We start from the raw sequence: 23487 nt of genomic DNA on the forward strand, positions 1-23487 counted from the left end.
GAGCGGGCCAGGTGAAGGGCAGGCAACGGACAGCCCTGCCCGATCTACAACGGCAGTGGAACCGGATTGAGTTCCCCGAATGCGAGAGCACCGTCCCGCTGCCCGAGGCTCGGCGGTACGTCGAAGAGCCTCCCCGGGGCGAACCTGGCATAAAAGGGACGCAACCCCGGCACGATGGTCTTGACAACCGGAATTTCAACGTCCGGACGCGTCTGGTCGAGGACCAGGAGTTCCATTCCGTGCGACTCCAGCAGGGTCCGGATGTGGTGCACGTCTTCGAGGAGGTCCTCGCGGCGTCCGGCGTACGACCAGGAGGCGGGCGTCCGGGCACTCTGCCCCGGATCGGGGAACAACTGCGGCTGGCCGGGCAGCGGCGTACCGGAGGCGTCGCGGCCCGGAAGCATCTGCACCATCTCGGTGAGCGCCCTGCGCAGGGCCAGGCGCGGGTCGAAGTGCGCCCCGAACCCGAACACGAACCCGTCGGCCGGCCCCGCGTCGTGCCGGGACACCACCGCCACGACCGGGATGCCGAGGTCGGAGGTGAGGTCCAGGGCCCAGACCCGGCGGCCGGACCGCTCCAGCGCGGATCGCGTGGACGCCAGCCAGGGCTCGTCGAAGGCGTCGAGGTCGAGGCCCGGCAGGCGCAGCCGGTTGTACCACCACAGGGCCACGGCATCGCGCTCGACGAGTTCGAGGGCGCCCTGGACGACGGCGTCCTCAAGGCTGCCGCCCGCCGCGTTGCCGTTGGAGTCGGACCACAGGTGGTCGCCGCGGACGCCCGCGCCCGCGCCCGCGCCCGCGCCGAAGTACAGGGTGGAGGTGGGGAGCAGCCGGTGGACCCCCGCGGTGAGGGACCAGACCGGCGTCCAGTCGGTCCCGGCCGTCGGGTCGAAGGGTTCGCTGACCCGGTGGAAGGGTGACTCGACCGCGTTCCAGCGCTCCCGGTCGGCGTACTGCCGCTCGTCGAACAACTGGTAGGCGTTGGGGTGCAGGGCCTGGTCTCCCAGCCCCGTCAGCGAGTCCCGGATGACGAGCTCATCGCCCTGGCGGGCGGCGCTGTACCGTTCCGCCGCCTCGCACAGGGCGCTCGCCCGCGCCTCGGTGGCGGTGGCCCCTTTGCCTCCGCTGCGGGCCCGCAGGACCTCGTGGACCCCGGCGAGCGAGCGCCCGCGCAGGGCGAGGTTGTGGCCGGAGTCGTAGGCGTGCAGTCCGTCGGGCAGTCCCGGCACCTGGCGGACGTTGGTGACGATGCCGGTGACCGGGCTGATCAGCCGGCGGTTCTCGATGAGGATGCCCTCGGCGGAGATCGCGCGGTCGTTGCTGCCCGAGCCCTCGGCCTTAGGCCGGGACACCAGGGCCACGGGCCGTGCCGTCCGCTCGGCGACCATCGCGGGGTCCCCGCAGTCGGGGCACTGCGGGCGGCGCATCACCATGTGGTGGGCGGTGCTCAGATTGAGGCTGTCCAGGACGCAGACCGCCCGCTGTTCCGGGTAGCGCAGTCCGGCGAGCCATTTGGAGATCTCCAGCACGGCGCTGTGCAGTCCCAGGGACCGCACGGCGGACAGGGTCGGGGCCGGCCGCGCGGCGGGTCCGTCCAGTCCCAGCGCGCGCTGTACGGGCAGTTCGCTGAAGCGGTGCTCGGAGAGCCGGTGGGCCAGGCAGGTCCAGCAGGGCCCGCTGCCGTCCGGGGCGAAGAACGGTCCGGTCCAGGGATCGGCGCCGAAGGGCCTGGCCAGCAGCCAGGTCCGGCGCTGGACCCGCAGGCGCGCCGCCACGGTCCGCAGTTGCGGGTCCAGGTAGTCCGAGCACAGCACGAGCGCCAGCGGGGCGTCGGCGTGCTCGTCCACCGCGTTGAGCCCCGAGGCGTTGCAGGCGGCGCGGGCCGCGGTGGTGTCGACCCCGCCGACCGGGATCACCGCCACCGGCGCCCTGCCGACCTCGGCCGTCGCCTCGTACCCGTCGAGGCCGGCGCGGTCCCAGTAGGCCTGGGCCAGGGCCGTGTCCTCGCCCGTCAGATCGGCGGCGTGCCGGTAGCCCACCAGGTTGGCCTCGGCGAGGCTGCGCAGCGCCCGGCCCGCCTCGGCGATCGACATGCTGCGGGAGGCGTCCCTCAGCAACTGGGTGAGCGTGCGGCTGCCGTCGAGCAGCGGGACGAGGTTCTCGATCCCGCCGCCGCGCAGGACGGTCACGCCCTTGTCGGACAGGACGAACGCGGCCTCGCCCGGCACGGCCTCGGCTCTGACGTGGCGCTTGAAGGCGACGAAGGGGCCCGCCAGGGGCTCCTGTATCGGGCTCACGCCGCCACCTGAGCGGCGAAGGGGACACCCATGCCGCACGTGCAGGGGCGGATGCACCAGTCGGCGCTGCCGACGGCGGCGGCAGCATCGCTCAGGTCGTCTATGGAGACGGTCGCGCCGGCCGTCCAGTCCACTGCGTCGGCTCCGAGGCCGAACTCCAGCAAGGCCCAGGAGAGGTCCCGGTCGAAGCTCCGTCCGGGCGTGGGCTGAGGTCCGGTGCTCATGGTGCGATCGGCGAAGCGTAGATAGTCCCGGGCCTCGTTCATGTCTTCCCCCTGTGACGAACGGCGCTGCGTTTACGTCTGTCTGGGTCGAGAGTCTGGGGCGGGACCTCATGGAACCGGCAGTGCACCGGTCACCGGCCACCTATGACATTTTCATGAATCGCCTCATGTGTGGGTCACTGGGCCGCGGCGCCCCCTTGGTGCGAGTCTGCGTACCTGACTCCAAAGGGTCGTCGCAGGGTTTGGCCGGCGGCCGTGGCCCGACAAGGGGGAGCACGCACATGGAGATCAAAGTACTCGGGTCGCTCGCCGTCCACGAGCGCGGCGTCTCGGTGGTTCCGAGCGCCGCGAAGCCCAGGCAGCTGCTCGCGCTGCTCGCCCTCCACGCCGAGCGGGTCGTCACCGTACCCACGCTGATGGAGGAGATCTGGGGCGAGGACATCCCCCGCAGCGCGGCCACCACACTGCAGACGTACATCCTCCAGCTGCGCCGGAAGATCAGCGCAGCGCTCGACGGGGATCCGCTGCTCGACGCCAAGGACGTCCTCGTCACCCAGTTCGGCGGCTACCTGCTCCAGGTGGCTCCGGGCCAGGTCGACGCCCACGAGTTCGAGAGGCTCGCCGGCCACGGCCGGGCCGCCTACGACGTCGGCGACTACCGTGCCGCGTCCGAACTGCTCGGCCGCGCGCTCGCGCTGTGGCAGGGCCCGGCGCTGGTCGACGTACGGGCGGGTTCCGTGCTGGAACTCGAGGTGCTGCGGCTCAACGAGGAGCGCACGGCCGCCCTGGAGCGGCGCATCGAGGCGGACATCCGGCTCGGCCGCCATGCCGAGGTGATCCCGGAACTGCGGGTGCTGGCGGCCCGCCATCCGCTCCACGAGGGGTTCTGCGGACAGCTCATGCGCGCCCTGCACCGGGCGGGCGGGGGCTGGCGGGCTCTCGAGGCGTACCAGAGGCTGCGGGGGTCTTTGGTGCGCGAACTGGGGCTCGAACCGTCCGCGCCGCTCCAGCAGCTGCACCAGGCCGTGCTCTCGGGCGATCTCGACCGGTTCGACCCGGTCGGCGCCGGGATGCCCCGGGTGCTCCAGCCCGTGGCCGCGGCCGAGTAGCCGCGGCCGGGGAGCGGTGGCCGGGAACCAGCGGCCGGGGAGCGGTGGCCGTGCGGCCGGCGGCACATGGCCGGTGGCCGCGCGTAGCAGCGGCCGCCCGCAGCGCCGCTCGAGCCAGGCTCCAGGGCGCGTGGCCACGGCTTTTGAGGGGTCGTTCCTAGCTTGGGCCGATGACGACCTTCGACGAACTGCTGACCACGCTCGCTCCCTCGCCGAGCCTGCACCGGTCCACCGCAGAACTCAACCGGCTGAAGGACGAGGTGAGCCGCGGTCCGGATCCCGAGGCGACGAAGCGGCAGCACGCCAAGGGCAAGCTGACCCCCTACGAACGGCTCGATCTCCTCTTTGACGAAGGCACGTTCACGGAGATCGAGCCGCTCCGCCGGCACCGGGCGACCGGTTTCGGCCTCCAGCACCGCAGGCCCCACGGCGACGGCGTGGTCATCGGCTGGGGCCTGGTGCACGGCAAGACGGTCTTCGCGTACGCCCACGACTTCCGGGTCTTCGGCGGCGCACTCGGCGAGGCCCACGCCACCAAGATCCACAAGGTGATGGACCTCGCCGAGCAGGCCGGCGCCCCGCTGGTCTCCCTGAACGACGGTGCGGGCGCCCGTATCCAGGAGGGCGTCTCGGCCCTGGCCGGATACGGCGGCATCTTCCGCCGCAACACCCGCGCCTCGGGGGTGATCCCGCAGATCAGCGTCATGCTCGGCCCGTGCGCGGGCGGCGCGGCGTACTCCCCGGCGCTCACGGACTTCGTGTTCATGGTCCGCGAGACCTCGCAGATGTTCATCACCGGCCCGGACGTGGTCCGCGCGGTGACGGGCGAGCAGATCACCCAGAACGGCCTCGGCGGCGCCGATGTGCACGCCTCCGTCTCCGGCGTCGCCGGGTTCGCGCACGACTCCGAGGAGGAGTGCCTCGAGGACGTCCGCTACCTGCTCTCGCTGCTCCCCCAGAACAACCGCGAACTGCCCCCGGTGGTCCGCGGCGACGACCCGGCCGACCGCCGCACCGACGCCCTCGCCGGCATCGTCCCGGCCGATCCCGGCCAGGCGTACGACATGCGCAAGGTGATCGAGGAGATCGTCGACGACGGCGAGTTCTTCGAGGTGCAGGAGGCCTGGGCGCAGAACGTCGTGTGCGCCTTCGCCCGGCTCGACGGACACGTCGTGGGCATCGTCGCCAACCAGCCGGCCGCCCTGGCCGGGGTCCTGGACATCCACAGCTCCGAGAAGGCCGCGCGGTTCGTCCAGACCTGCGACGCCTTCAACGTCCCGCTGCTCACGCTCGTGGACGTGCCCGGCTTCCTGCCGGGCGTCGACCAGGAGCACAACGGCATCATCCGGCACGGCGCCAAGCTGCTGTACGCGTACTGCAACGCGACGGTCCCGCGGATCTCCCTGGTCGTCCGCAAGGCCTACGGCGGCGCGTACATCGTCATGGACTCGCGGTCCATCGGGGCCGACCTGGCCTTCGCGTGGCCCATCAACGAGATCGCGGTGATGGGTGCGGAGGGCGCGGCGAACGTGGTGTTCCGCAAGGAGATCGCCTCGTCCGACGATCCCGAGGCGACACGAGAACGTCTGGTCAAGCAGTACAAGGCCGAGCTCATGCATCCGTACTACGCCGCGGAGCGCGGGCTCGTGGACGACGTCATCGATCCGGGTGAGACCCGGCAGGTCCTGATCCGCTCGCTGGCGATGCTGCGGGCCAAGCACGCCCCGCTGCCGGAGCGCAAGCACGGCAATCAGCCGGTGTGAGGCCGCGGCGCACGGGCCGCGGTTCCGGATCGGCGGAACCGCGGCCCCTCGCGCGCCCGGCGGGTCCGGCGGGTCCGGCGGGTCCTGCGCGCCGGACGTTCACCGGTCGAAACACCGGGTGCCGGCGCCCACCCCTCCGGATTGGCTCCGAGAGGCCCCGGAAAATCAATTCGGCCGTCAGATGCGTGTGCCGTACCAGGAAAATCGCATAACCCGGAGCATGACGTTTTCCCGGCAATGGCAAATGCGCCGGGCACGTGCGAACCCGGATCACGCGGGCGCGGGTTCGTGCACCACGATGCCGGAATGGAATCAGGTAGGGAGGCAAATCCCGTCGCACCGGCACTGGCGCGCGGCCTGGCACGAATGGGCGACGGCGATCCGGCCGCGCGCGAGCGCGGCTGCGCGCTGCTGGGCCGGGCGGCCGAGCGGGACGAATCGGTGCGCGCCGGGGCGGCGACCGCGCTGGTCGCCCTGGCGCGGCGGGAGAGCGACGTACGGGTGCTGCGGGCCCTGGCGGAGGCGCTCGGCGGGACGGCCGACGGGCGCGCCGTTCCCGCACTCGCCGTCCTCGCGGGGCATCCCGACGACCGGGTGCGCCTGGAGGCGGCCGGAGCGTTCGCGGGGCTGGCCGGCTGCCCGCCGGACGCGGACGCCGTCCGCGCGCTCCTCGCGCTGACCCGTGACGCGGACCCGCGGGTCCGCGACCGGGCGACGTTCGTCCTGGGCTTCCAGCTGGAGGCCGACGGCCCCGAGGTCCGCGCCGCGCTCTGGGAGCGCACGGGCGACGAGGACCGCGAGGTCCGGGAGGAGGGCGTCCGCGGACTCGCCCGGCGCCGCGACCCGCGGGCCGTCCCGTTGTTGGCGCAGTTGCTCGCGCACCCCGACGGCGCGCACGTCCACACCTTCGACGCGGCGCGGATCATGGGCGCCCCCGAGCTGCTGCCCGCGTTGCTGGACTACGAGCCCGAAGGCGCCGGGGTCACCGCCGCCGTGCACGCGTGCGATCCGGTGCGCAGGGCCCGGCTGGACGCGGCCGCCTGGGAGTTGGTGTGCGCGCTGCACCGGCTGCGGCCCGACCTGGACGCGGCCGTCTCGGCGGAGCTCTTCGGCCCGGGGCTCGCCCTGGGCTTCGGCGCCCGCGGCACGTCGGCGGCGTACGACGTGGAGCTCCTGCTCGCGCGCGGGGCCGGCGACCCCGCGGGAGCCGCCGCGCTGGTCTCGGCCGACCTGCCGGGGCGTTCCGGCGTCACCGCCGGGCGCGCGGGCCCGTCCTCCGTGGCGTAGGCGCGCGGGGTGGCCGGCAGGATGCCGGTCAGGCGTCGGCCCGCTTCGGCCGTGCGATGTTCGGCGCTCGGAGTCGGAGTTCGGAGTCGGAGTTCGGGGCAGGCGTACTCGACACCCGCGGCGCCCCCGTGCTGACACTGGGGCCCGACACGCGGGGGGAGGCGGCCATGCGCGGCCGACGGTTCTGGGGGGCCCTCGCGGGCACCGTGCTGGTGCCCGCCGCCGTGATCGGCGGCGTGGCGGTCCACTTCGCGGGCGGAGCGGGCGGAACGGGCGGAGCCTCCGGGGCGGCGGACTCCGTGCCCCATCTGGACACCACGGGGCACTTCTTCCTGGCCGTGGCGGTCATCCTCGCGGCCGCCCACCTCGGCGGCCGGATCGCGCGGCGGGCCGGGCAGCCGCCGGTCATCGGGGAGATCTGCGCGGGGCTGGCGCTCGGCCCCTCGCTGCTCGGGCACTTCGCGCCGGCCGCCACGGGCTGGCTGTTCCCCGCCCCCTCGCTCCGGCTCCTGGACGGGCTCGCCCAACTCGGCCTGGTCCTCTTCGTGTTCGGGGTGGGGCGGGAGCTGGCCGGGCAGGGCCTGCGGGGCGCGGCGACGCAGGCCCTGCTGGTCAGCCAGGCGTCGATGCTCGTGCCGTTCGCGGTCGGCGCGGTCGCCGCAACCTGGCTGCTCGCCTTCGCCGGGCCGCGCGCGGACCCACTCTCCTTCGTGCTGTTCGTGGGCTGCGCGTTGAGCATCACGGCCCTCCCGGTGCTCGCCCGGATCCTCGCCGACCTGGACCTCACCCGGACCGAGCCCGGGCGGCTCGCCCTGTTCGCCGCCGCGGTCGGGGACGGCGGCAGCTGGCTGGTGCTCACCGCGGTCCTGGCGGGCCGGGCGCCCCTCTCGGTCGCGTGGGTGGCATCCCTCCCGCCGCTGCTCCCCCGCCCCGCGCGCCGGCCGGCTCGGGCCCAGCCGGTCGCCCAGACGCAGCCGCCGGGCGGTGCCCCGGTCGCGGACGCGGCGTCGGCGGTGAGCGTGGGGGCGGTGGCGGAGGGGGTTGCCGTCGCCTCCTCGCCACCGGAGCCCGCCGCCCCGGACTTCGGTCCGCCGGCGTGTGCGGCGCCGTCGTCGGAGTCGGCCACCGCGACCCCGACCGCCACCACCGCGGCCGCCGCGGTGAGGGAGAGCACGATGCGCGTGCGCACCGTCTTCTTCCGTCGCGCCTCGACGCGGGACGGGATTCCGGGAGTTCGGCTGCGGCTCATGCCTGGGGGACCTCTCAGCGGGAAGTGGGGAGGACGGTTCCCCGAGCCTAGGGTGGTGACCAGCGAAAATGGCGGCCTGGAGGCGTTCTTCAAGGTCCCATGAGGAAGCCCGCAGGTTCGCCACAGGAACGGCCCGCCGTTCACGCGCCACCAGGCCACCACCCCGGAAGCCAGAGCCTGACGAACCTCAAGACGGCACGCGCACCCTCCCACCACCCGAAGCAGTGGGAGGGTGCGCGTGCCGGTGTCGGTCTGTGTCCGACTCAGCAGGTGATGTACTTCATGGACAGCGAAGTGAAGGTCTGGCCCGAAGGGGCGTAGAGGTTCACCGGCGAGGAGTCACCCTTGGGGCCGGCCCAGGCGCTGTCGTGGTAGCCGCCGCCCGAGAGGTATCCGCGCACGAACGGGCAGCGGCCGTCCGCGTTGTTGTCGTGGACGGTGCCCGAGACCCGGGTGTTGCCGTCGCACCACTGGCCGTTGGCGTAGCCCTGACCGGAGCTGATGGACCAGTTCTGGTTGCACGCGAGCGAGCCGGTGCCTCCGGCGCTCGCGGCGGGGGCCGTCACCACGAGGGCGGTCGCGGCGAGGCCGACGGCGGCGAGGACGCTGCCGAGGGTGTGGCGCTTGCGGGACGAGATCTTCTTGATCACGGTACCTCCCAAGTAAGCGCGGGGGTCGCTGATCGACCCCTGACGCCCCGTCAAATTAACGAACTCCTCCGCCGAATCACATGCGTTACTGCAAACCCACTGGCCCCACGGCCATCATTGGCCTGAACCATTTCCCGGCCTCTGCACCGCCGTCGCACGAAGATCACCAGGTCATGCCCACCACCGGCAGCGGACGGAAATATTCCACCCCGGCCCCTGCGTGCGTACGGTTGGCGGAACCATTTCGGTAGCCGGAAGCCACTGGTCGCACCACCTCTCCCGGCGCTTCGCGGGGGGAGCTGGACGCCTCGAGGACCCTCGCGGACAACGCGCCGGCAGGCTTTCGCATGCCAGCAGGAGGCCGACCACGATGGTGGGCGGCACAGCCGGCCCGGCCCTCGGCTGAGCTCGATTCTCAACTTCGCGCTTGCGCTTCGATCAGGAACCGGTGGTCGTGCACGGTGAATCCGCCCGCACTTCTGAGGTGCCGGTCGAGTCGGCGTAGCGCCGGCTCATGCACGGAGGGCTCGAATCCGGGGAACTGCCAGGGGATGGCGCGCACTTGAAAGACCACCGCCCCGATGTCGTGGAAGGTGTAGGGGCTCATCTCCTCTCGCGCCGTGGTCACGTGAAGGCCCGCGTCTTCCAGTGCCCGTACGGCGACACCCAGGGTCCACCCGTCGGGGTTGCCCGGCGAAGGGATGCCGAGGGCTTCGTTCAGTCCCAACTGGTTGCGGCCGCCCACCTGCTGGGTGAGGAGCCGGCCGCCCGGCGCGAGTGCGGCGCGGACGCTTGCCGCATCCAGCGATCCGTGGCGGTTGAGGATCAGGTCGAAGGGACCCGGCGGCAGGTTCGAGCCCGATGCCCGGTGGACCTCCACCCCCAGCGGAGCGAGGTGTTGCCGCGCCAGGCGGAGGTTGGGCACCCAGTTCTCGGTGGCCACGCTCCGCGGCGGCAGCGGGGCGAGCGAGGCGAGGAGTTCGCCGCCGCCGGTGTCGACGTCCAGGAGGCTTCGCGCGCGCGGGAGCAGGGCTCGGGCGTGCCGCACGTAGTCCCACGAGGGCCCCTCACCGTGCGCCCGGCCCTCCAGCCAACTGAAGTCCCAGCCCGACATGGTCGCCTGTCGGGCTTCCACGATGCGCTCTTCGTAGCCGTTGGCGTTCGTCATGGGGGCACGCTACGCCCGCCGTGGAGGCGTACGGATTTCTTTTCGACCGGACGCCTCCGCAGCGGCGGCGGAGGTCACGGTTCACAGCACACCGAGCCATCGGGCTGGCCCGGAGCGCCTGACGATGCTAAACAGGAACCCCAGATGTAGTTACACGTGTAACATCCTGTAACGCCCAGCATCCGGCATCACGCCACGGAGGCTTCGAAGCTCAGATGTCCACCTCACCTCGGCCGATGTCTCTGCCCTTCTCCTGGGCCGACCAGGAACACCACCTCGTCAGCCACCTTTCGGCGCTCATCCGCCTGGACACCTCGAACCCTCCGGGCCATGAGATCGCCGTCGCACGCCACCTCTCCCGCGAGCTGTCCCTCTCCGGTATCGCACACGAGGTCCTGGAGTCCGAGCCCGGACGGGCCAACCTGGTCGCCCGGCTGCCCGGGACCGGACAGGAGCCACCGCTCATGCTGCTGGGCCACGCCGACGTGGTCGGCGCCCCACCCGGCGGATGGAGCCGTCCCCCCTTCTCGGGCGAGGTCGCCGACGGCCGCGTGTGGGGCCGCGGGGCACTCGACATGAAGGGCCAAGTCGCCGCGAGCCTGCTGATCATGCAACTCCTCGCCGCGCACCGGACCCCGCTCCGGCGGGACGTGCTGCTGGTGGTCACCGCCGACGAGGAAGCCGGCAGCCGGTTGGGGGCCTACTGGCTGTGGGAGAACCACCGCAGCCTCGTCGAGGCCGAGTTCGCGTTCAACGAAGGCGGCGGCCAGCGCTTCATGACGCCCGGCGGCCCCGTCTACACCGTCCAGGTGGCCGAGAAGGGCAGCGCCCGGATGCGGGTCACCGCTCGCGGACCGGGCGGCCACGCCTCCGTCCCGCGCTCGGAGTCGGCGGTCTTCAGGCTGGCCGAGGCCCTGTTGAGGCTGCGCGCGTTCGCCCCGGAATCAGTGTTGCTGCCGACCTCGCGGCGCATGCTCAGCACCTTGGCGGACCTGCATCCGGGCCCGGGCGCGGAGGCGATCGAGCAACTGCTGAAGGACCCGACCTGGGACCGGGCACACAGCCTGCCCATCGATCCCGTCCTGCGGGAGTTCGTCGTCGCCGGGCTGCACAACACCGCCACTCCCACCGTGCTGTCCGCGGGGCAGCGCCAGAACGTCGTGCCCGTCGAAGCCGACGTGGTGCTCGACGGCCGCCTCCTTCCGGGCGAGCTGCCCGACCGGTGGGTGGCGGAGGTCCAGAGGGCGGTCGGAGACCGTGCCGAGGTGTCGCTGCTGCACGGCAGAGTGAGCCACGGCGTGCACGACGACCCGGGACTCCTGCGGGTTCTGGGCGACACCGTCGCGGCCCACGAACCGGGTGCACGGGTGCTGCCGTACATCAATCCGGCCGCCACGGATGCCCGCGCCTTCCCCGACACGAAGGTCGTCGGATTCTTTCCCTCCGCCAGTGACGCGGACGTCATGCGACTCATCCACGCACCTGACGAGCACACCCGGATCACCGACCTGATGTTCGGCGGGAAATGCCTGCTCGACGCGGTCCTCAGACTGTCCACGTGAAAGGAGCCACCCCATGGGTGTCATCATCGAAACCTCGACCGGCAAGGTCGAGGGAACGGCCGAAGACGGACTGTCGGTCTTCAAGGGGATTCCCTACGCCCTCCCCCCGGAAGGGCCCCTCAGGTTCCAGGCCCCCGCTCCGGTCCCCGCGTGGGACGGTGTCCGTCCGGCCACGTCCTTCAGCGCCGCACCGCCACAGCTGCCGATGGTTCCCGGAATGCCCTCGGTCGCCGGAGGACGGCCTGGACTGCCTCAGCATGAACGTCTGGACCCCGGGGAGCGCCGGTGACCGGCTGCCGGTCATGGTGTGGATCTACGGCGGCGGGTGGAAGACGGGCCATTCCGCCGACCCGAGCTACGACGGCGAGGTACTCGCCCGGGGTGGCGTGGTCATGGTGACGTTCAACTACCGCGTCGGATTCGAGGGGTTCGGCTTCGTACCGGGGGCACCCGCCAACCGGGGCTTCCTCGACCAGGCCGCCGCACTCGCATGGGTACGGGAGAACATCGCGGCCTTCGGCGGCGACCCGGACAACGTGACGATCTTCGGCGAGTCCGGCGGGGGCGCGTCCGTCGCCGCCCTGCTGACCGCACCCGGCGCGCGCGGTCTGTTCCGTCGCGCCATCGTGCAGAGCATGGCCGGGCGCTTCCTGCCCGAGGAGGAAGCCCGGCGGATCGCCACGATGATCGGGGAAGCGGCCGGCGTGAGCCTCGACGCGCTGGCTTCCGTGTCCCCGGAAGCCCTGCTGGCGGTTCAGGACGAGCCTCTGCCCGCGATGAGGGCGGATCCGGCGAACTGGACGACTCCCGAGGCCATCACCGCGTTCTCACCCGTCATCGACGGCATCACCGTGGTCGACAAGCCATGGCTCGCCCTCCGTTCGGGGTGCGCACGTGACGTCGACTTGATCTCCGGCTACACGCATGACGAGTTCACGCTGTTCGCGATGGGACGCGGCCTCGTCAAGATGGAACTCGGTGCGATGGTCAAGGCCTTGCCCATGATGTTCGCGGCGGCACGCGCGGGATTCCGCGATCGGGCATCGCGGAAGCGGAAGTCGGCGCAGCCCCCGGCGAAGATCCGCGACCTCGACCTCGGTGCCGTCGCCGATGGACTGGGGCTCGGCCGTCAGGCCGCAGCCGACTACCGCGGCGCCCACCCGGATCTGACCGACCCCCAGCTGTACGTCACCATGTTCTCGGACGCGTTGTTCCGGATGCCCGCGACGTGGTTGGCCGAGGCACACGCCGCGTCGGGCGGACGAGCGTGGCTCTATGACTTCACGTGGAGCAGTCCGGCTTTCGGCGGGGCACTCGGCGCCTGTCACACCGTGGACATCCCGGCGACCTTCGGCCACACGCGAGGACCCCTGGCCGGCTTCCTGTTCGGCGGCAAGGCCCCGTCCCAGGACTTCACGCGCCTGTCCGAACTGCTCCGCGCCTCCTGGACATCCTTCGCCGCCTCGGGGGATCCGGGCTGGGCACCCTTCACGACGGACCGGCCGACGACTCGCCTCTGGGACAGCGAACCGTCGGTCGTCGAGGACCCGCTCGCGGCATCCCGCCGCATCTGGCACAAGGAGTCGGGTCTCTGACGACGCGGGACACATCGGGTCGGGGGCCTGCCTCCCGGGCCCCCGGGTCGGACGTCGCGAGCGGCCGCCCGGGGGAAACCGCCCTGGTCCACGATGGCGAGGACGTACGTCAACTGGCGGAAGCCCACGGTTCAGCGCGGTCCGTCCACGACGAACCGCACGCCCCCGTCACCGCCGCGCCGGAGCAGGCCGGCCGTGGGGGCGGGGAAATGGGTGCCGATCACGAGCGTTCCCGTGTCGGCGTACCGGTCGACGAATGCCCGCCGGGTGGCAGCGGCCCGCACCGCGTCGGTGTCGGCGAGGCCGGCCACGTCCGGTTCGATGAACTGCACCGGATGGTGCACCAGGTCACCGGTGATCACGGCGCGCTCCCCGCCGGATTCGACCACGACCGCGACCTGGCCCGGGGTGTGCCCGGGGGCGGCTTCCAGGCGTACGCCGTCAGCCACCTGGTGGTCGTCCCCGACGAAGTCGACGAGCCCCTCGTCGATCAAGGGCTGCATCGTGTCGTGGAGGCCGACGTCCCCCTCGTCGGCCCAGTGGTCCCATTCCACCCGGGTGACGAGGTGGCGTGCACGGGGGAACGTGGGCACCCACTTCCCCTCCACCAGGCGCGTGTTCCACCCGATGTGGTCGAAGTGGAGGTGGGTGCACACCACCGTGTCGATCGATTCCGGAGGGTAGCCGAGGGCGGCGAGGTCTTCGAGCCACGTCGAGTCCAGCATGCGCAGGAACGGCACCGACGCCCGGGCATTGCCCACACCCGTGTCCACGAGGATCCGGCGCGCACCGGTGTCCACGACCAGCCCGTGGACCGAGAGCACGAAGGTCCCGTCGGCCCTGGCGAAGTCGGGAGCGGGCCACGGGTACCTCTTCAAGAGTGCGGTGTCGTCCGTCCGCAGGGCCCCCGCGACGGGCACGGTGACTTCCGCCTCCAGCACCTTGTGAATCACCGTCGTACCGATACGCCACGCCGTCATGCGAGCCTCCACTTGATGATTGATCGAAGAATATTGACGCTCGCCAAATTTACGCAATACCCTGAGGCTCACGACCCCCACTCCCTCGTTCCTTGGATCCCTCGATCCCTCGATCCCGGCCTGGAAGGACTCACTGGATGGGCTTCACCCAGGACCGCACCGCGCCCGTCGTACACACGCGATCGGGCCCGATCCGCGGCGCCGTCGAAGATGATCTGGCCGTGTTCAAGGGCGTGCCGTACGCCGCACCCCCCGTCGGGCCCCTCCGGTGGCGCCCCGCGCAGCCGCACCGGGGATGGAGCGACACCCTCGACACGACGGCGTACGGCCCCGGTTCGCCGCAGGCCGTCCGCGAGGGCGACCCGATACTCGGCGGCCACGGCTTCGCGCCCTTCGACGAGGACTGTCTGACACTCAACGTGTGGACGCCCGGCATTGACGACGCCCGCCGACCCGTCCTGGTCTGGATCCACGGCGGCGCCTTCATCTCCGGCTCCGGGGCGATGCCGAACTACTCGGGCGAGACGTTCGCGCGGGGCGGCGACCTGGTGGTGGTGAACCTCAACTACCGGCTCGGACCGCTCGGCCTGCTGCACTTCGCGGCGGACGACGGCGCCGAGTGCGGCAACCTCTGGCTCACCGACCAACTCGCGGCGCTGCGCTGGGTGCAGGACAACATCGCGGCCTTCGGCGGGGATCCCGGCAACGTCACCGTCGCCGGCCAGTCCGCCGGCGCCCTGTCCGCGACGGCGCTCGCGGGCCACGCCGACGGCGGCCGGCTCTTCCGCCGGGCCATCCTCCAGAGCGTCCCGCTCGCCATGCCCCTCGCCACACCGGCCGAGGCCCTGGCCCGTACCGCCGCCTATCTGGAGATCGTCGGTGCGAAGGACGTGGACGAACTGCGGACGGTGCCGTGGCCGCGACTGGTCGGGGCCACCGCCGGACTCCTCGCGGCCACCATGGAATGGGGGCACTGGACCGCGCCGTTCATGCCGGTGCTCGACGGCGTGACGGCGGCGCGGCAACCGGTCGAGAACCTGCTCGACGGTCCGGGTGCGGACATCGACGTACTCATCGGCTGGACCGCGGAGGAGTCCTCTTTCGCCTTCGCGCTGGGCGAGGCGTACGCGTCGGCGACCGCGGAACAGGTGCTCCGGCGGGCGCGGGACAGCTTCGGCGACGGTGCGGCCGAAGCGTACGCGGCGTACGCGGCCGCCCGCCCGGGCGGCCGGCCGATCGACGTCCTCATCGACCTGACCACCGACGAGCTGTTCAAGAAACCCACCCTGGCGTTCGCGGAAGCGCGGGCGGCACGAGGTCGCCCGGTCTGGGCGTACGAGTTCGCTTTCCCCACCCCCGCGCACGACGGCCGCCTGGGTGCCCCGCACTGCCTGGACCTGCCGTTCGTCTTCGACAATTTCGACAAGTGGTCGCACGCGCCGTTCCTGGCGGGGATGGACACCCGGAGCAGGGACGGCCTCGCCAGGACCGTGCACCAGGCGTGGATCTCGTTCGTACGCACCGGCGACCCCAACCACTCGGCCATGCCGCGCTGGGACCGCTACGACCGGCCATCGCGCACCACCATGCGCTTCGAGGCCGCATTGCTCCGGTAGCGTGGCCGGATGATCTCCGGTGACACTCTCCTCGAGCGGCTGCGGGAGCTGGCCGCCCGAGTGCCGTTCGACCTCGCGGTACAACCCGGCGCCACGGCTGCCGACTTCGACCGCTGGCCCGTCCCGGTGCCGGCCGAGGCCCGCGAACTGCTGGGCCGACTCGGTGGCTTCGCCGTGCCGCCGGTGGAGTTCACGCTGACCGGCCACCCCCGCCAGGCCGGCGACCACGGCCTGCCGCACCCCCACTGGCTGGTCACCGACGACGGGGGCGGCGGCGTCACCTGGGTCGACATCGAGGCCGACGGCCGGTGGGGCCAGGTCCTGATGCAGTACCGCGAGGGCGGCCTCCACGTCGAGGCCGAGTCGCTGCCGCACTGGCTCGACCGGCTCATCGGCACGGCGGAGGAACTGGTCGAGCAGACCGGCTTCGAGGAGGGCGTCCAGCCGTACGCCGACGACTTCTGGGACCTCCTGCAGCTGGACGGCCCCGAACTGCCGCTGCACCCCGCAGCCGAACTCCGCGGCAGCCCGGACCCGGTGGTCGCCCGCCTCGCCGCCCGCGTGCCGGACGGCGCGCTGATCGCCGACCTCCGCGGAGTCCTGCCGGGCAGCCGCGCCCGCTTCGACCGGGAGCTCGGGCGGTACCGCCTGACCCGGGCCGTCGGCGACCCGGTGTTCGCCGCCGTTCCCAGCCAGGACTGATCCGGGGTGTGAGCGGTCCTGCAGTCCGAAATCCGGTAGACGTGGCAGGAATACTGCCGTCATGGCCGTTACTCAGCAGCTCGCCCGCATCCCCGAGGGGCATCTCGCCGCCTGCCGTCAGTCCGCCGGTGCGTCCCCGGACCGCGATCCCCACTGGGATCCACCGGCGTACGACGTGCTGGACCTGGACTGGGCACCGGCGCTGCTGAAACGCGTCGGCGAGGTGGCCGGACTCGAAGAGGTCCATCTCGATGCTCTGCGCCGGGCCACCGACGGCGACACCGCTCTTGACCTCGGCTTCCTCGACACTCACCCACACGCCATAGCCCCCTTCGGGGGCGCCCCCACCGGCCTGGGCGTCTCTCAGGTGGCGCACGTCTCCGAACTGCTGGGCCAGATCGACATGCCCGTCCTTCTCGCCGGCCTGCCGGCTGCCGGCCTGCCGGCCGATGAGCGTGACGCCGCAGCCTTGATCTGCCAGTTGGGCGGCCCCATCACCGGCGGTCTGAGGACGTACCTGCTGGAGCACTTCAACGCCTTGCGCGACTTCTACCTCGACGCAGCCGAGCGCCACCTGCTCGTCGTGCTCTGGTGGGACTGACCCGCGACCCACCACGCGTCCCGACCGCGAGCACCTGGGGAAATTACGGGCTCTGTCGCTGATCTTGTGATCGGGCGTGTGTTGTCGGTGGCGCCTGTCATCCTGTCCGGCGTGTACTTCGCGGAGTTTCGAGGTGCTCCTGCCTCATCTGTCCGGTGTCGTGGTGGAGTTGGTCGAGCGGTCAGTCGGCGGGATTACGATGCATGCCCGTGTCCGTGCGGCCGACGCGCTGTGCCCGCACTGCCGGAGCGCATCGGGACGGGTGCACGGCCGATACCTGCGACGGCTGTCTGACGCGGCGATCAGCGGCACCCGGGTGGTCATCGAGCTGCTGATACGCCGGTTCCGGTGCCTCAACGCCGCCTGCGCGGCCGTGACGTTCGCCGAGCAGGTCACCGGGTTGACCAGCCCGCATGCCCGCTACACCCCGCTGATGCGCGGGACGCTGACCTCGATCGCGCTGGCGCTGGCCGGGCGGGCTGGAGGCCGACTCGCGGTGGCGCTGGGGGTCCCGGTGGCGAAGGACACCCTGTTACGCCTGCTCAGAGCCTTCCCCGAGGAGCCGGCCGGGCAGGTCCGGGTGCTGGGCGTCGACGATTTCGCGCTACGGAAGGGGGACTCGTACGCCACCATCCTGGTCGACCTGGAGCGGCGCCGTCCCATCGACGTGCTGCCGGGACGAGACGCCGAACCACTGGCCGCCTGGCTGCGTGACCACCCCGAGGTGGAGGTCATCTGCCGGGACCGGGCCGGGGTGTACGTGGAGGGCGCCCGCACCGGTGCCCCGCAAGCGGTGCAGGTCGCCGACGCGTGGCACCTGTGGAAGACCTCGGCGAGGCGGTCGAGAAGACGGTCGGCGCCCATTACGCCTGCGTGCGGGCCGTGTTCGAGAAAGTGCCGGCACCCGAACCCGCCGACGCGCCCACTGATGACGCAGGCCAGGTGACGGCACCGGTCGGGACCCTGGACGTCTGCGGGCGCGAGCGCCGCCTGGTGGTCCGGACCCGGGAACGGTTCACCCTGGTCCAGGACCTGCTGCACGAGGGAGCCTCGCTGGAGTCGATCTGCCACCGGCTCCAGCTGGACCGTTCCACAGTCCGCCGCTTCGCCCGCGCGACAAGCATCGACGAACTCCTGGCCAAGGCGGTCAACCGGTCCACCATCCTGTACGAGTACCGGCCCTACCTCCACCAGCAGTGGAACGAGGATCGCCACGACACCGCTCAACTTCACCGCGACATCTCGGCCCTCGGCTTCACCGGAAGCATCCAGGCCGTCCGCCGCTACCTGCGGAACTTCACGCCCTCGGCTCCCGCGCCGGCGCCCAGGCCCGCGCCGCGGCCCCGCCGCATCGTCCGGTGGATCATGACCAATCCGGGCAACCTCCCGGACGAGGACACCCTCACCCTCAAGGAGATCCGCGCCGGCTGCCCCGAACTCGACGCGGTCACCGACCACGTCCGCGACTTCGCCGAGATGATGCGCGACCTGCGCGGCGACCAGCTGCCCCAGTGGATGGAGCGGGGCGCAGGACCCCCTGCCCGCACTGCACTCCCTGGTCAACGGGCTTCGCCGCGACCAGGACGCCGTCATCGCCGGACTCTCCAGCCCCTGGAGTTCTGGCCAGGTCGAGGGACAGAACACGCGAGTGAAGTTCATCAAGCGGGCCGGGTACGGCCGCGCCAACTTCGACCTTCTGCGCAAGCGGATCCTGCACAGAACCTGATGGCCAGTCACAAGATCAGCGCCCGAGCCCACAGCCCCGCAATCGCCGATCACGAAATCGCGACGGCAGCCGCGACCGGGCCCCAGCGTCCCTTTCCGTGCTCCTCCATGGCCGGGCGTGCGCCCGTGCTGGGCGGGCCTGGTGGCGCCGGCCAGCGGCGAACCCACGGCGTCGGGGCAGCGAGAATGGCGGGATGGACGGACTGGGTGGGGCGCTGGAGCGGGCAACTGCGGATGGCGATGTGGTGGACGGCTGGCTCCAGGGGCTGGCGGGCAATCAGGTGCTGCCGGTGGAGATGCTGGCCCGGCTGCTGGAGTTCGACGAGCTGCCGATGCCGAGCTTCTGGCTCAAGTACAGGACCTTGGATGCCGCAGCGACGGAGCTGCTGGTGGCTTCGCCGCAGATCCAGCACCGGCTGGACGTGACGGAGAACGCGACGGCGGACGTCGACGTGCTGGCCCGGCTCGCGCGGGATCCGGAACCACGGGTCCGGTTCGTGTACGCGGTGATGCTCTTCGAGTACAAGCGCCGTATCCCTGCCGGGGTGCTGGAGATCCTGGCGCAGGACCTGGAACCGAAGATCCGGCGGATCGTCGGCGGGAGTGAGAAACCGCCCGTCGCGGTGCAGGAGCCGCCGCCCGTGCTGACGGCGGAGCAGCGGGTGACGCACCCGGATCCGGCGGTGCGGATGAAGGCCGCCGCTGATCCCGAGGTACCGACCGTCCTGGCCCTGCGACTGGCGGAGGATCCCGAGAACGACGTCCGGCTCGCGGTGTCGATGCGGGAGGAGCTGACGGAGGAACAGCGCACGGCCATCCCTTGCACGGTGTGGCAGCACTTCTGGTCGCCGCCGCCCTGGATCGCACGGCAGGCGACCGACCCGGAGGCGGCCCGCCGGATCGCGCGGTCGGCGCACGTCGGGCTGCGGCGGGTGCTCGCGGCTCAGCCGCACCTGACGCCGGGCGTGGTGGCCCTGCTGGCCGCGGACGAGGACGAGTGGGTGCGGCGCACATTGGCCGAGTCGTGCGAGGACGCGCCGCACGAGCTGCTGGTGGAGTTGTACGCCACGGTGCAGGACCGGTACTGGTCGGGGTACCGCAACCACCGCAACTTCGCCCGGCCCGGGTTGGCCCGGTTCGCCGACGACCCCAACCCGCGGCTGCGGCACGCCGCGTTGGACGACCCGGAGGCCGGGCCGGAGCTGGTGCTGCGGCTGGCCGACGACCCTGAGGTGGGTGGCTGGGCGGTGCGCGACCCCAGGCTGCCCGCCGACGAACTGCTCCGGCGGCTCACCCTGCCGGCACATGCCGCCGCTGCCGCAGGCAATCCGGCACTGCCGGTGGCGGTCATGCACCACCTGCTGGACCTCGCCCGGGCACGCTGACCTTAGGCGAGCGGCTGATGCATGGCCTGCAGGGCGATCAGCCCGCCGTCCAGCGAGAGGTATCCGACCACCTCGGCCAGCACCACCAGGGCCGTCAGGCCGACGCAGCGTCACAAGATCAGCGACAGAGCCGAAGTGCGTGACCGCCCACACGAGGCCGTACGGAACCAGACAGACGGCGTCCGGACGGGCCGGGACGAACAGGTCCGCCGGTGGCGTCGCGGCACCGGCACTGCGCCAACCCGGCAAGGTGTCGCGGCCACCCGCCGACGGACCCCGCGTGACGGCCGGGTCCGGCATACGGTCGAGTGACCGGCCGACCCCTGCCGCCGGCACCGGAACAGGAGCAGCCCATGCTTCTCTACGCCCAGACCCCCGCACGGCGGAACCGACAGATCCTCGCGGACCTGATCGCCGTACTGCTGATCGCCGCCACGGTGAAGTTCGCCCTCACCGTCCACGGCGCGATCATGCGGCTGGCCGAACCCGGCCGCAAGGTCGAGAGCTCCGGCGAAAGCCTCGCCGACGCCCTCGCCGAAGCCGGCGACACCGCCTCCAACGTGCCACTCGTCGGCGACCTGCTGAGGAAACCGTTCCGGTCCGCGGCTGACGCCGGCATCGGACTCGCCGACGCGGGACAGTCACTGCAGGATGTCGTCAGCCAGGTGGCCACCCTCGCCACCCTCGCCCTGATCATCCTCCCCGTGGCCTTCATCCTGCTGCTGTGGCTTCCCCTGCGCGTGCGCTGGATCCGCCGCAGCGCCGCCGTCCGGGACCTCCTCGACGCACCCGGAGGCGCCGACCTGCTCGCCCTGCGCGCCCTCACCGGACCGCCGCGCGCGCTCTCCACGATCCCCACCCCTGCGGGCGGCCTCGCCGACGCCTGGCGCCGCGGCGACCGGCAAGTCATCGCCGACCTGTCCGAGATCGCCCTCAGGCGGGCGGGCCTGAAGCCCTGACGGGCGCGGCAGGACGGAGGACCGAGCCGGGAGGAGCGGTGCGGACTCGCCGGAGAATGCCTCGACTCCCCCCGCGCCGACCAAAGCGCCCGCTACCGCGAACTGGTCGCCGTAGCAGCCCTGGACCAGCTGGGCCGTGGTCAGTGGATGACGATCTCGGCGCCGTCACACCCGGCGAGGCCCGGCCCAATCCACCCCTGAAAGGGGTCACTCGCGCACGAGACCAGAACCTCCTGATCCCCTATTCGCTCCTGGCTCCTTGGTCATCCACGGGCTGGAGCTCACGGGCCACGTCCGCGGCGGTGCCGTCGAGCTTTCGCCCGAAGGCGGCCGCGAGGACAGCGGGGAGGTCGGCCTCCGGGACAGCCCCGCGCACTTCCGACAGGACGCGGGGAAAGTCGCCGTCGTCGATGATGCCCAGGTGCTCCTGGCGCAATTGGTGGATGACCTGGACGAGTTCAGGCCGCAGCTGCATCCAGGCACGGGAGGTACGGATCTCCTCCTCGACCTGCTCCATGAACCAGCGCATGACCTCGAAGGGGATGTCCACGTGCCGCCCGTCGGGGTCGAAACTCACCGTCGGCTCCCTCGCTGGGTCCTCGTCCGGGACGACCGCGCCCACAAGGGTTCGTTGCTCGGCGACGAGGTCCAGTTCCAGGTACCAGGCATCGTCAGGCAGGGAGTACATCGCGGTGATCGCGTAGTCGCCGTTGGGGTGCGGGATGGGCATGGCCGGATGCTGTCACACTCGTCCGGCGGCAGATCTGCCGGTCTCCCGTCCCCCACGGCGGTACCCCCTGGCGGCTGCTCCGCTCCGCCTGTGGTGCCGATGCTGATGCAGCTCGCCTGCGATCCCGTGTTGGACAGGGCTCTCCCTGGAACGCGAGGTCTGACCCTGGTCGGCGGTTACGCAGGCGCCGACGGCCGGCGCCGGATGCGCGAGCCGCAGGTCGCTTGACCGCGGCTCACGGTCGGCGGGTGCTGCTCGGCAGAGGCGACGCACAGGTCTTCCACCAGCGCGCGAAGAACCTCGGTCGATGCGGCACGCGGCTTGGATCGGGTGGGCCGGACCTCAGTCAGACGGCGGGCGGCGTCAGATCGAACCGCGAGATGACCTCGGGCAGCCAGGCGGGCCGTCCGAACTCGAGCCCGTACTTGGCGGCGAGCACCGGCACTGCGTCCTCGGTCGGCGGCGGCCCGTCGGCGAGCATCTCGGCCAGCTCGCGGAAGAAGTGCTCGAATCCGGCCGGACTGATGATCTCGATCATTCGGGCCGGGACGGGGCCCGCGTTCCACATCGCGTGAAGCTCCCCGCGCGGCTTGGTGATGTAGCCGCCGGGGCCCAGAACGGTTTCGCGGTCGCCGGACCGGAAACCGATCTCGCCCTCGGTGACGATCGAGTACTCGTCCTCCCGGGTGTGCAGGTGCGGCGGCACCAGTGCCCCGACCGGGAAGGGGTGCTCAACGACGGAGACCGCACCATCGGTGTCGGCACCCCACAGCTTGAAGGCGACCCCGATCGAGCCGAGGAAGACCTCGGTCCCCTCGCCGGGGCGGACGATGGTGAGCGGCGGGGCCAGCGGCTCTGTCATGGCGATCACTCCTCGACAGAATTTGGAGATACACTGGTGTTCCATTAAAAGGTTTCACCATGGATCCCGGGATGTCAAGAGTTGAGTGAACAGCAGCGTTCACCGAAACCACGTGGCTACGAGATGCGCAAACGCGCCGAGGACGTGGGCCGGACGCGGCAGCGCATCGTCGAGGCCGCGGTGCATCTCCACGGCACCTCGGGCCCGGCGTGGACGACCATCGCGGCGATCGCCGAGCGCTCCGGGGTCACCCGGCTGACCGTCTACCGGCATTTCCCGGATGAGACGGCGTTGTTCGAGGCCTGCTCGGGACACTGGCTGTCGCGGCAGAGGCTGCCCCGACCCGAGGAGTGGGGCGCGATCGAGAACCCCGTCGAGCGGCTGTCGGCCGGGCTTGCCGACCTCTACCGCTTCTATCGCGCGGGCGAGCGGATGCTGACACTGGTCATCCGCGACGCGCATGCCGTACCCGAGCCGATCCGCGAGGCCCGAGCAAAGATGACCCGGCAGTACATCGAAGTACTGTCCGATGCCTGGCCGGAGGCCGCCGACCCGGTCCGCCGTGCGGTGATCGGACATGCCGCGGCGTTCTCCTCGTGGCGTTCTCTGTGCCGGGAGCAAGGGCTCACGAACCGCGAGGCGGTCGAGGTCATGGTCACGCTGGTGGAAGCGGTCGGCACCAGGTCCTGAGATCCGAGGACGTTCTGATCCTCTGCGCCCGCGACGGGGCGGCTGTGGCCACGGCCCGGCGGTGGGGCGGCAGCCGCATCCGGTTCGCGTCCCCGCCGAGCAATGGCCGCCGCATGGCCCGGCCGCCGGCCAACCCGGCCATCGGGTCGAGGTCGTGCCGGGTTTCCTTGGCGAAACCAAGTCCTCGCACCGCGCCGGCGCCGCAGGGTCCCGACGTCGCTGGCGAACGCAGTCGACGTCGCCCGAGCGCGGCCGCTCCTCCGACCTACCGAACGATCCAGGACGCTCGGCCCCGTCATCCTGCCGCTCGCTCGGGCACCTGCGAGGAATCCA

At 71.7% G+C, this 23487-nt stretch carries 21 protein-coding genes; 14 read left to right on the forward strand and 7 right to left on the reverse strand.

The annotated features are described in order from the left end of the window. Window positions 1-44: 44 nt before the first annotated feature. Both DRB89_RS07045 and DRB89_RS44300 read right to left on the reverse strand, forming a co-directional pair. A complete protein-coding gene (locus tag DRB89_RS07045) occupies window positions 45-2297 on the reverse strand; it encodes a TOMM precursor leader peptide-binding protein (RefSeq protein ID WP_239516043.1) in 2253 nt (750 codons plus the stop codon). Then, window positions 2294-2521: a hypothetical protein gene (locus DRB89_RS44300; protein ID WP_239516044.1), complete on the reverse strand. Its 228-nt coding sequence runs from the start codon at window positions 2519-2521 to the stop codon at window positions 2294-2296. The genes DRB89_RS07045 and DRB89_RS44300 overlap by 4 nt, the downstream gene beginning before the upstream one ends. 281 nt (window positions 2522-2802) lie before the next feature. On the opposite strand from DRB89_RS44300, the gene DRB89_RS07050 reads away from it, so the two are divergent. From DRB89_RS07050 to DRB89_RS07065, 4 genes are all read left to right on the forward strand, one after another. Beyond that, complete coding sequence (locus DRB89_RS07050) at window positions 2803-3630, forward strand: AfsR/SARP family transcriptional regulator (protein WP_112447577.1); 828 nt, start codon at window positions 2803-2805, stop codon at window positions 3628-3630. A 170-nt stretch (window positions 3631-3800) separates the two neighbouring features. Beyond that, window positions 3801-5393: an acyl-CoA carboxylase subunit beta gene (locus DRB89_RS07055; RefSeq protein WP_112447576.1), complete on the forward strand. Its 1593-nt coding sequence runs from the start codon at window positions 3801-3803 to the stop codon at window positions 5391-5393. Between the two features lie 306 nt (window positions 5394-5699). Further along, window positions 5700-6680 carry a HEAT repeat domain-containing protein gene (locus DRB89_RS07060; RefSeq protein WP_162689054.1) on the forward strand — a complete coding sequence of 327 codons (981 nt, stop codon included), beginning with the start codon at window positions 5700-5702 and terminating at the stop codon, window positions 6678-6680. A 167-nt stretch (window positions 6681-6847) separates the two neighbouring features. After that, the gene (locus DRB89_RS07065; protein ID WP_162688491.1) at window positions 6848-8032 is read left to right on the forward strand and encodes a cation:proton antiporter; all 1185 of its coding nucleotides are present in this window, start codon (window positions 6848-6850) and stop codon (window positions 8030-8032) included. A gap of 160 nt (window positions 8033-8192) precedes the next feature. Here the strand turns inward: DRB89_RS07065 and DRB89_RS07070 are convergent, their stop codons facing one another. Both DRB89_RS07070 and DRB89_RS07075 read right to left on the reverse strand, forming a co-directional pair. Then, complete coding sequence (locus tag DRB89_RS07070; protein ID WP_112447617.1) at window positions 8193-8579, reverse strand: hypothetical protein; 387 nt, start codon at window positions 8577-8579, stop codon at window positions 8193-8195. Between the two features lie 415 nt (window positions 8580-8994). Next, entirely contained in the window at window positions 8995-9747 is a 753-nt protein-coding gene (locus DRB89_RS07075; protein WP_112447618.1) for a methyltransferase, read from the reverse strand. A 236-nt stretch (window positions 9748-9983) separates the two neighbouring features. Between DRB89_RS07075 and DRB89_RS07080 the strand changes: the two genes are divergently transcribed. Both DRB89_RS07080 and DRB89_RS07085 read left to right on the forward strand, forming a co-directional pair. Continuing rightward, the gene (locus tag DRB89_RS07080) at window positions 9984-11309 is read left to right on the forward strand and encodes a M20/M25/M40 family metallo-hydrolase (protein WP_162688492.1); all 1326 of its coding nucleotides are present in this window, start codon (window positions 9984-9986) and stop codon (window positions 11307-11309) included. Between the two features lie 257 nt (window positions 11310-11566). Beyond that, window positions 11567-12904 (forward strand): carboxylesterase family protein, encoded by a 1338-nt coding sequence (locus DRB89_RS07085; RefSeq protein ID WP_204357659.1) that lies wholly within the window; start codon window positions 11567-11569, stop codon window positions 12902-12904. 131 nt (window positions 12905-13035) lie between these two features. Here the strand turns inward: DRB89_RS07085 and DRB89_RS07090 are convergent, their stop codons facing one another. Further along, window positions 13036-13884 (reverse strand): MBL fold metallo-hydrolase, encoded by an 849-nt coding sequence (locus DRB89_RS07090; RefSeq protein ID WP_112447620.1) that lies wholly within the window; start codon window positions 13882-13884, stop codon window positions 13036-13038. Between the two features lie 137 nt (window positions 13885-14021). Between DRB89_RS07090 and DRB89_RS07095 the strand changes: the two genes are divergently transcribed. From DRB89_RS07095 to DRB89_RS07125, 7 genes are all read left to right on the forward strand, one after another. Then, complete coding sequence (locus DRB89_RS07095; RefSeq protein ID WP_112447621.1) at window positions 14022-15500, forward strand: carboxylesterase family protein; 1479 nt, start codon at window positions 14022-14024, stop codon at window positions 15498-15500. Window positions 15501-15509: 9 nt separating this feature from the next. Then, entirely contained in the window at window positions 15510-16202 is a 693-nt protein-coding gene (locus DRB89_RS07100; RefSeq protein WP_112447622.1) for an SMI1/KNR4 family protein, read from the forward strand. Between the two features lie 61 nt (window positions 16203-16263). Continuing rightward, window positions 16264-16803, forward strand: coding sequence for a DUF1877 domain-containing protein (locus DRB89_RS07105; RefSeq protein WP_112447623.1), 540 nt, complete (start codon window positions 16264-16266; stop codon window positions 16801-16803). Between the two features lie 199 nt (window positions 16804-17002). Further along, window positions 17003-17749 carry an ISL3 family transposase gene (locus DRB89_RS07110; RefSeq protein WP_162688493.1) on the forward strand — a complete coding sequence of 249 codons (747 nt, stop codon included), beginning with the start codon at window positions 17003-17005 and terminating at the stop codon, window positions 17747-17749. Window positions 17750-18340: 591 nt separating this feature from the next. Next, complete coding sequence (locus DRB89_RS07115) at window positions 18341-18529, forward strand: transposase (protein WP_112453260.1); 189 nt, start codon at window positions 18341-18343, stop codon at window positions 18527-18529. 193 nt (window positions 18530-18722) lie between these two features. Beyond that, the gene (locus tag DRB89_RS07120) at window positions 18723-19913 is read left to right on the forward strand and encodes a hypothetical protein (RefSeq protein WP_162688494.1); all 1191 of its coding nucleotides are present in this window, start codon (window positions 18723-18725) and stop codon (window positions 19911-19913) included. A gap of 353 nt (window positions 19914-20266) precedes the next feature. Continuing rightward, on the forward strand, window positions 20267-20872 hold the full coding sequence (locus DRB89_RS07125; protein ID WP_112447626.1) for a hypothetical protein: 606 nt from the start codon (window positions 20267-20269) through the stop codon (window positions 20870-20872). Between the two features lie 241 nt (window positions 20873-21113). Here the strand turns inward: DRB89_RS07125 and DRB89_RS07130 are convergent, their stop codons facing one another. Both DRB89_RS07130 and DRB89_RS07135 read right to left on the reverse strand, forming a co-directional pair. Continuing rightward, window positions 21114-21602, reverse strand: a complete 489-nt coding sequence (locus tag DRB89_RS07130; RefSeq protein WP_112447627.1) for a hypothetical protein — start codon at window positions 21600-21602, stop codon at window positions 21114-21116. Window positions 21603-21948: 346 nt separating this feature from the next. After that, complete coding sequence (locus DRB89_RS07135; RefSeq protein WP_204357660.1) at window positions 21949-22464, reverse strand: cupin domain-containing protein; 516 nt, start codon at window positions 22462-22464, stop codon at window positions 21949-21951. Between the two features lie 81 nt (window positions 22465-22545). Here DRB89_RS07135 and DRB89_RS07140 point away from each other — a divergent pair, with 81 nt between their 5' ends. After that, window positions 22546-23154 carry a TetR/AcrR family transcriptional regulator gene (locus tag DRB89_RS07140; RefSeq protein ID WP_239516045.1) on the forward strand — a complete coding sequence of 203 codons (609 nt, stop codon included), beginning with the start codon at window positions 22546-22548 and terminating at the stop codon, window positions 23152-23154. Window positions 23155-23487: the final 333 nt, after the last annotated feature.

The organism is Streptomyces sp. ICC4 (assembly GCF_003287915.1).
GTDB lineage: Bacteria > Actinomycetota > Actinomycetes > Streptomycetales > Streptomycetaceae > Streptomyces > Streptomyces tritrimontium.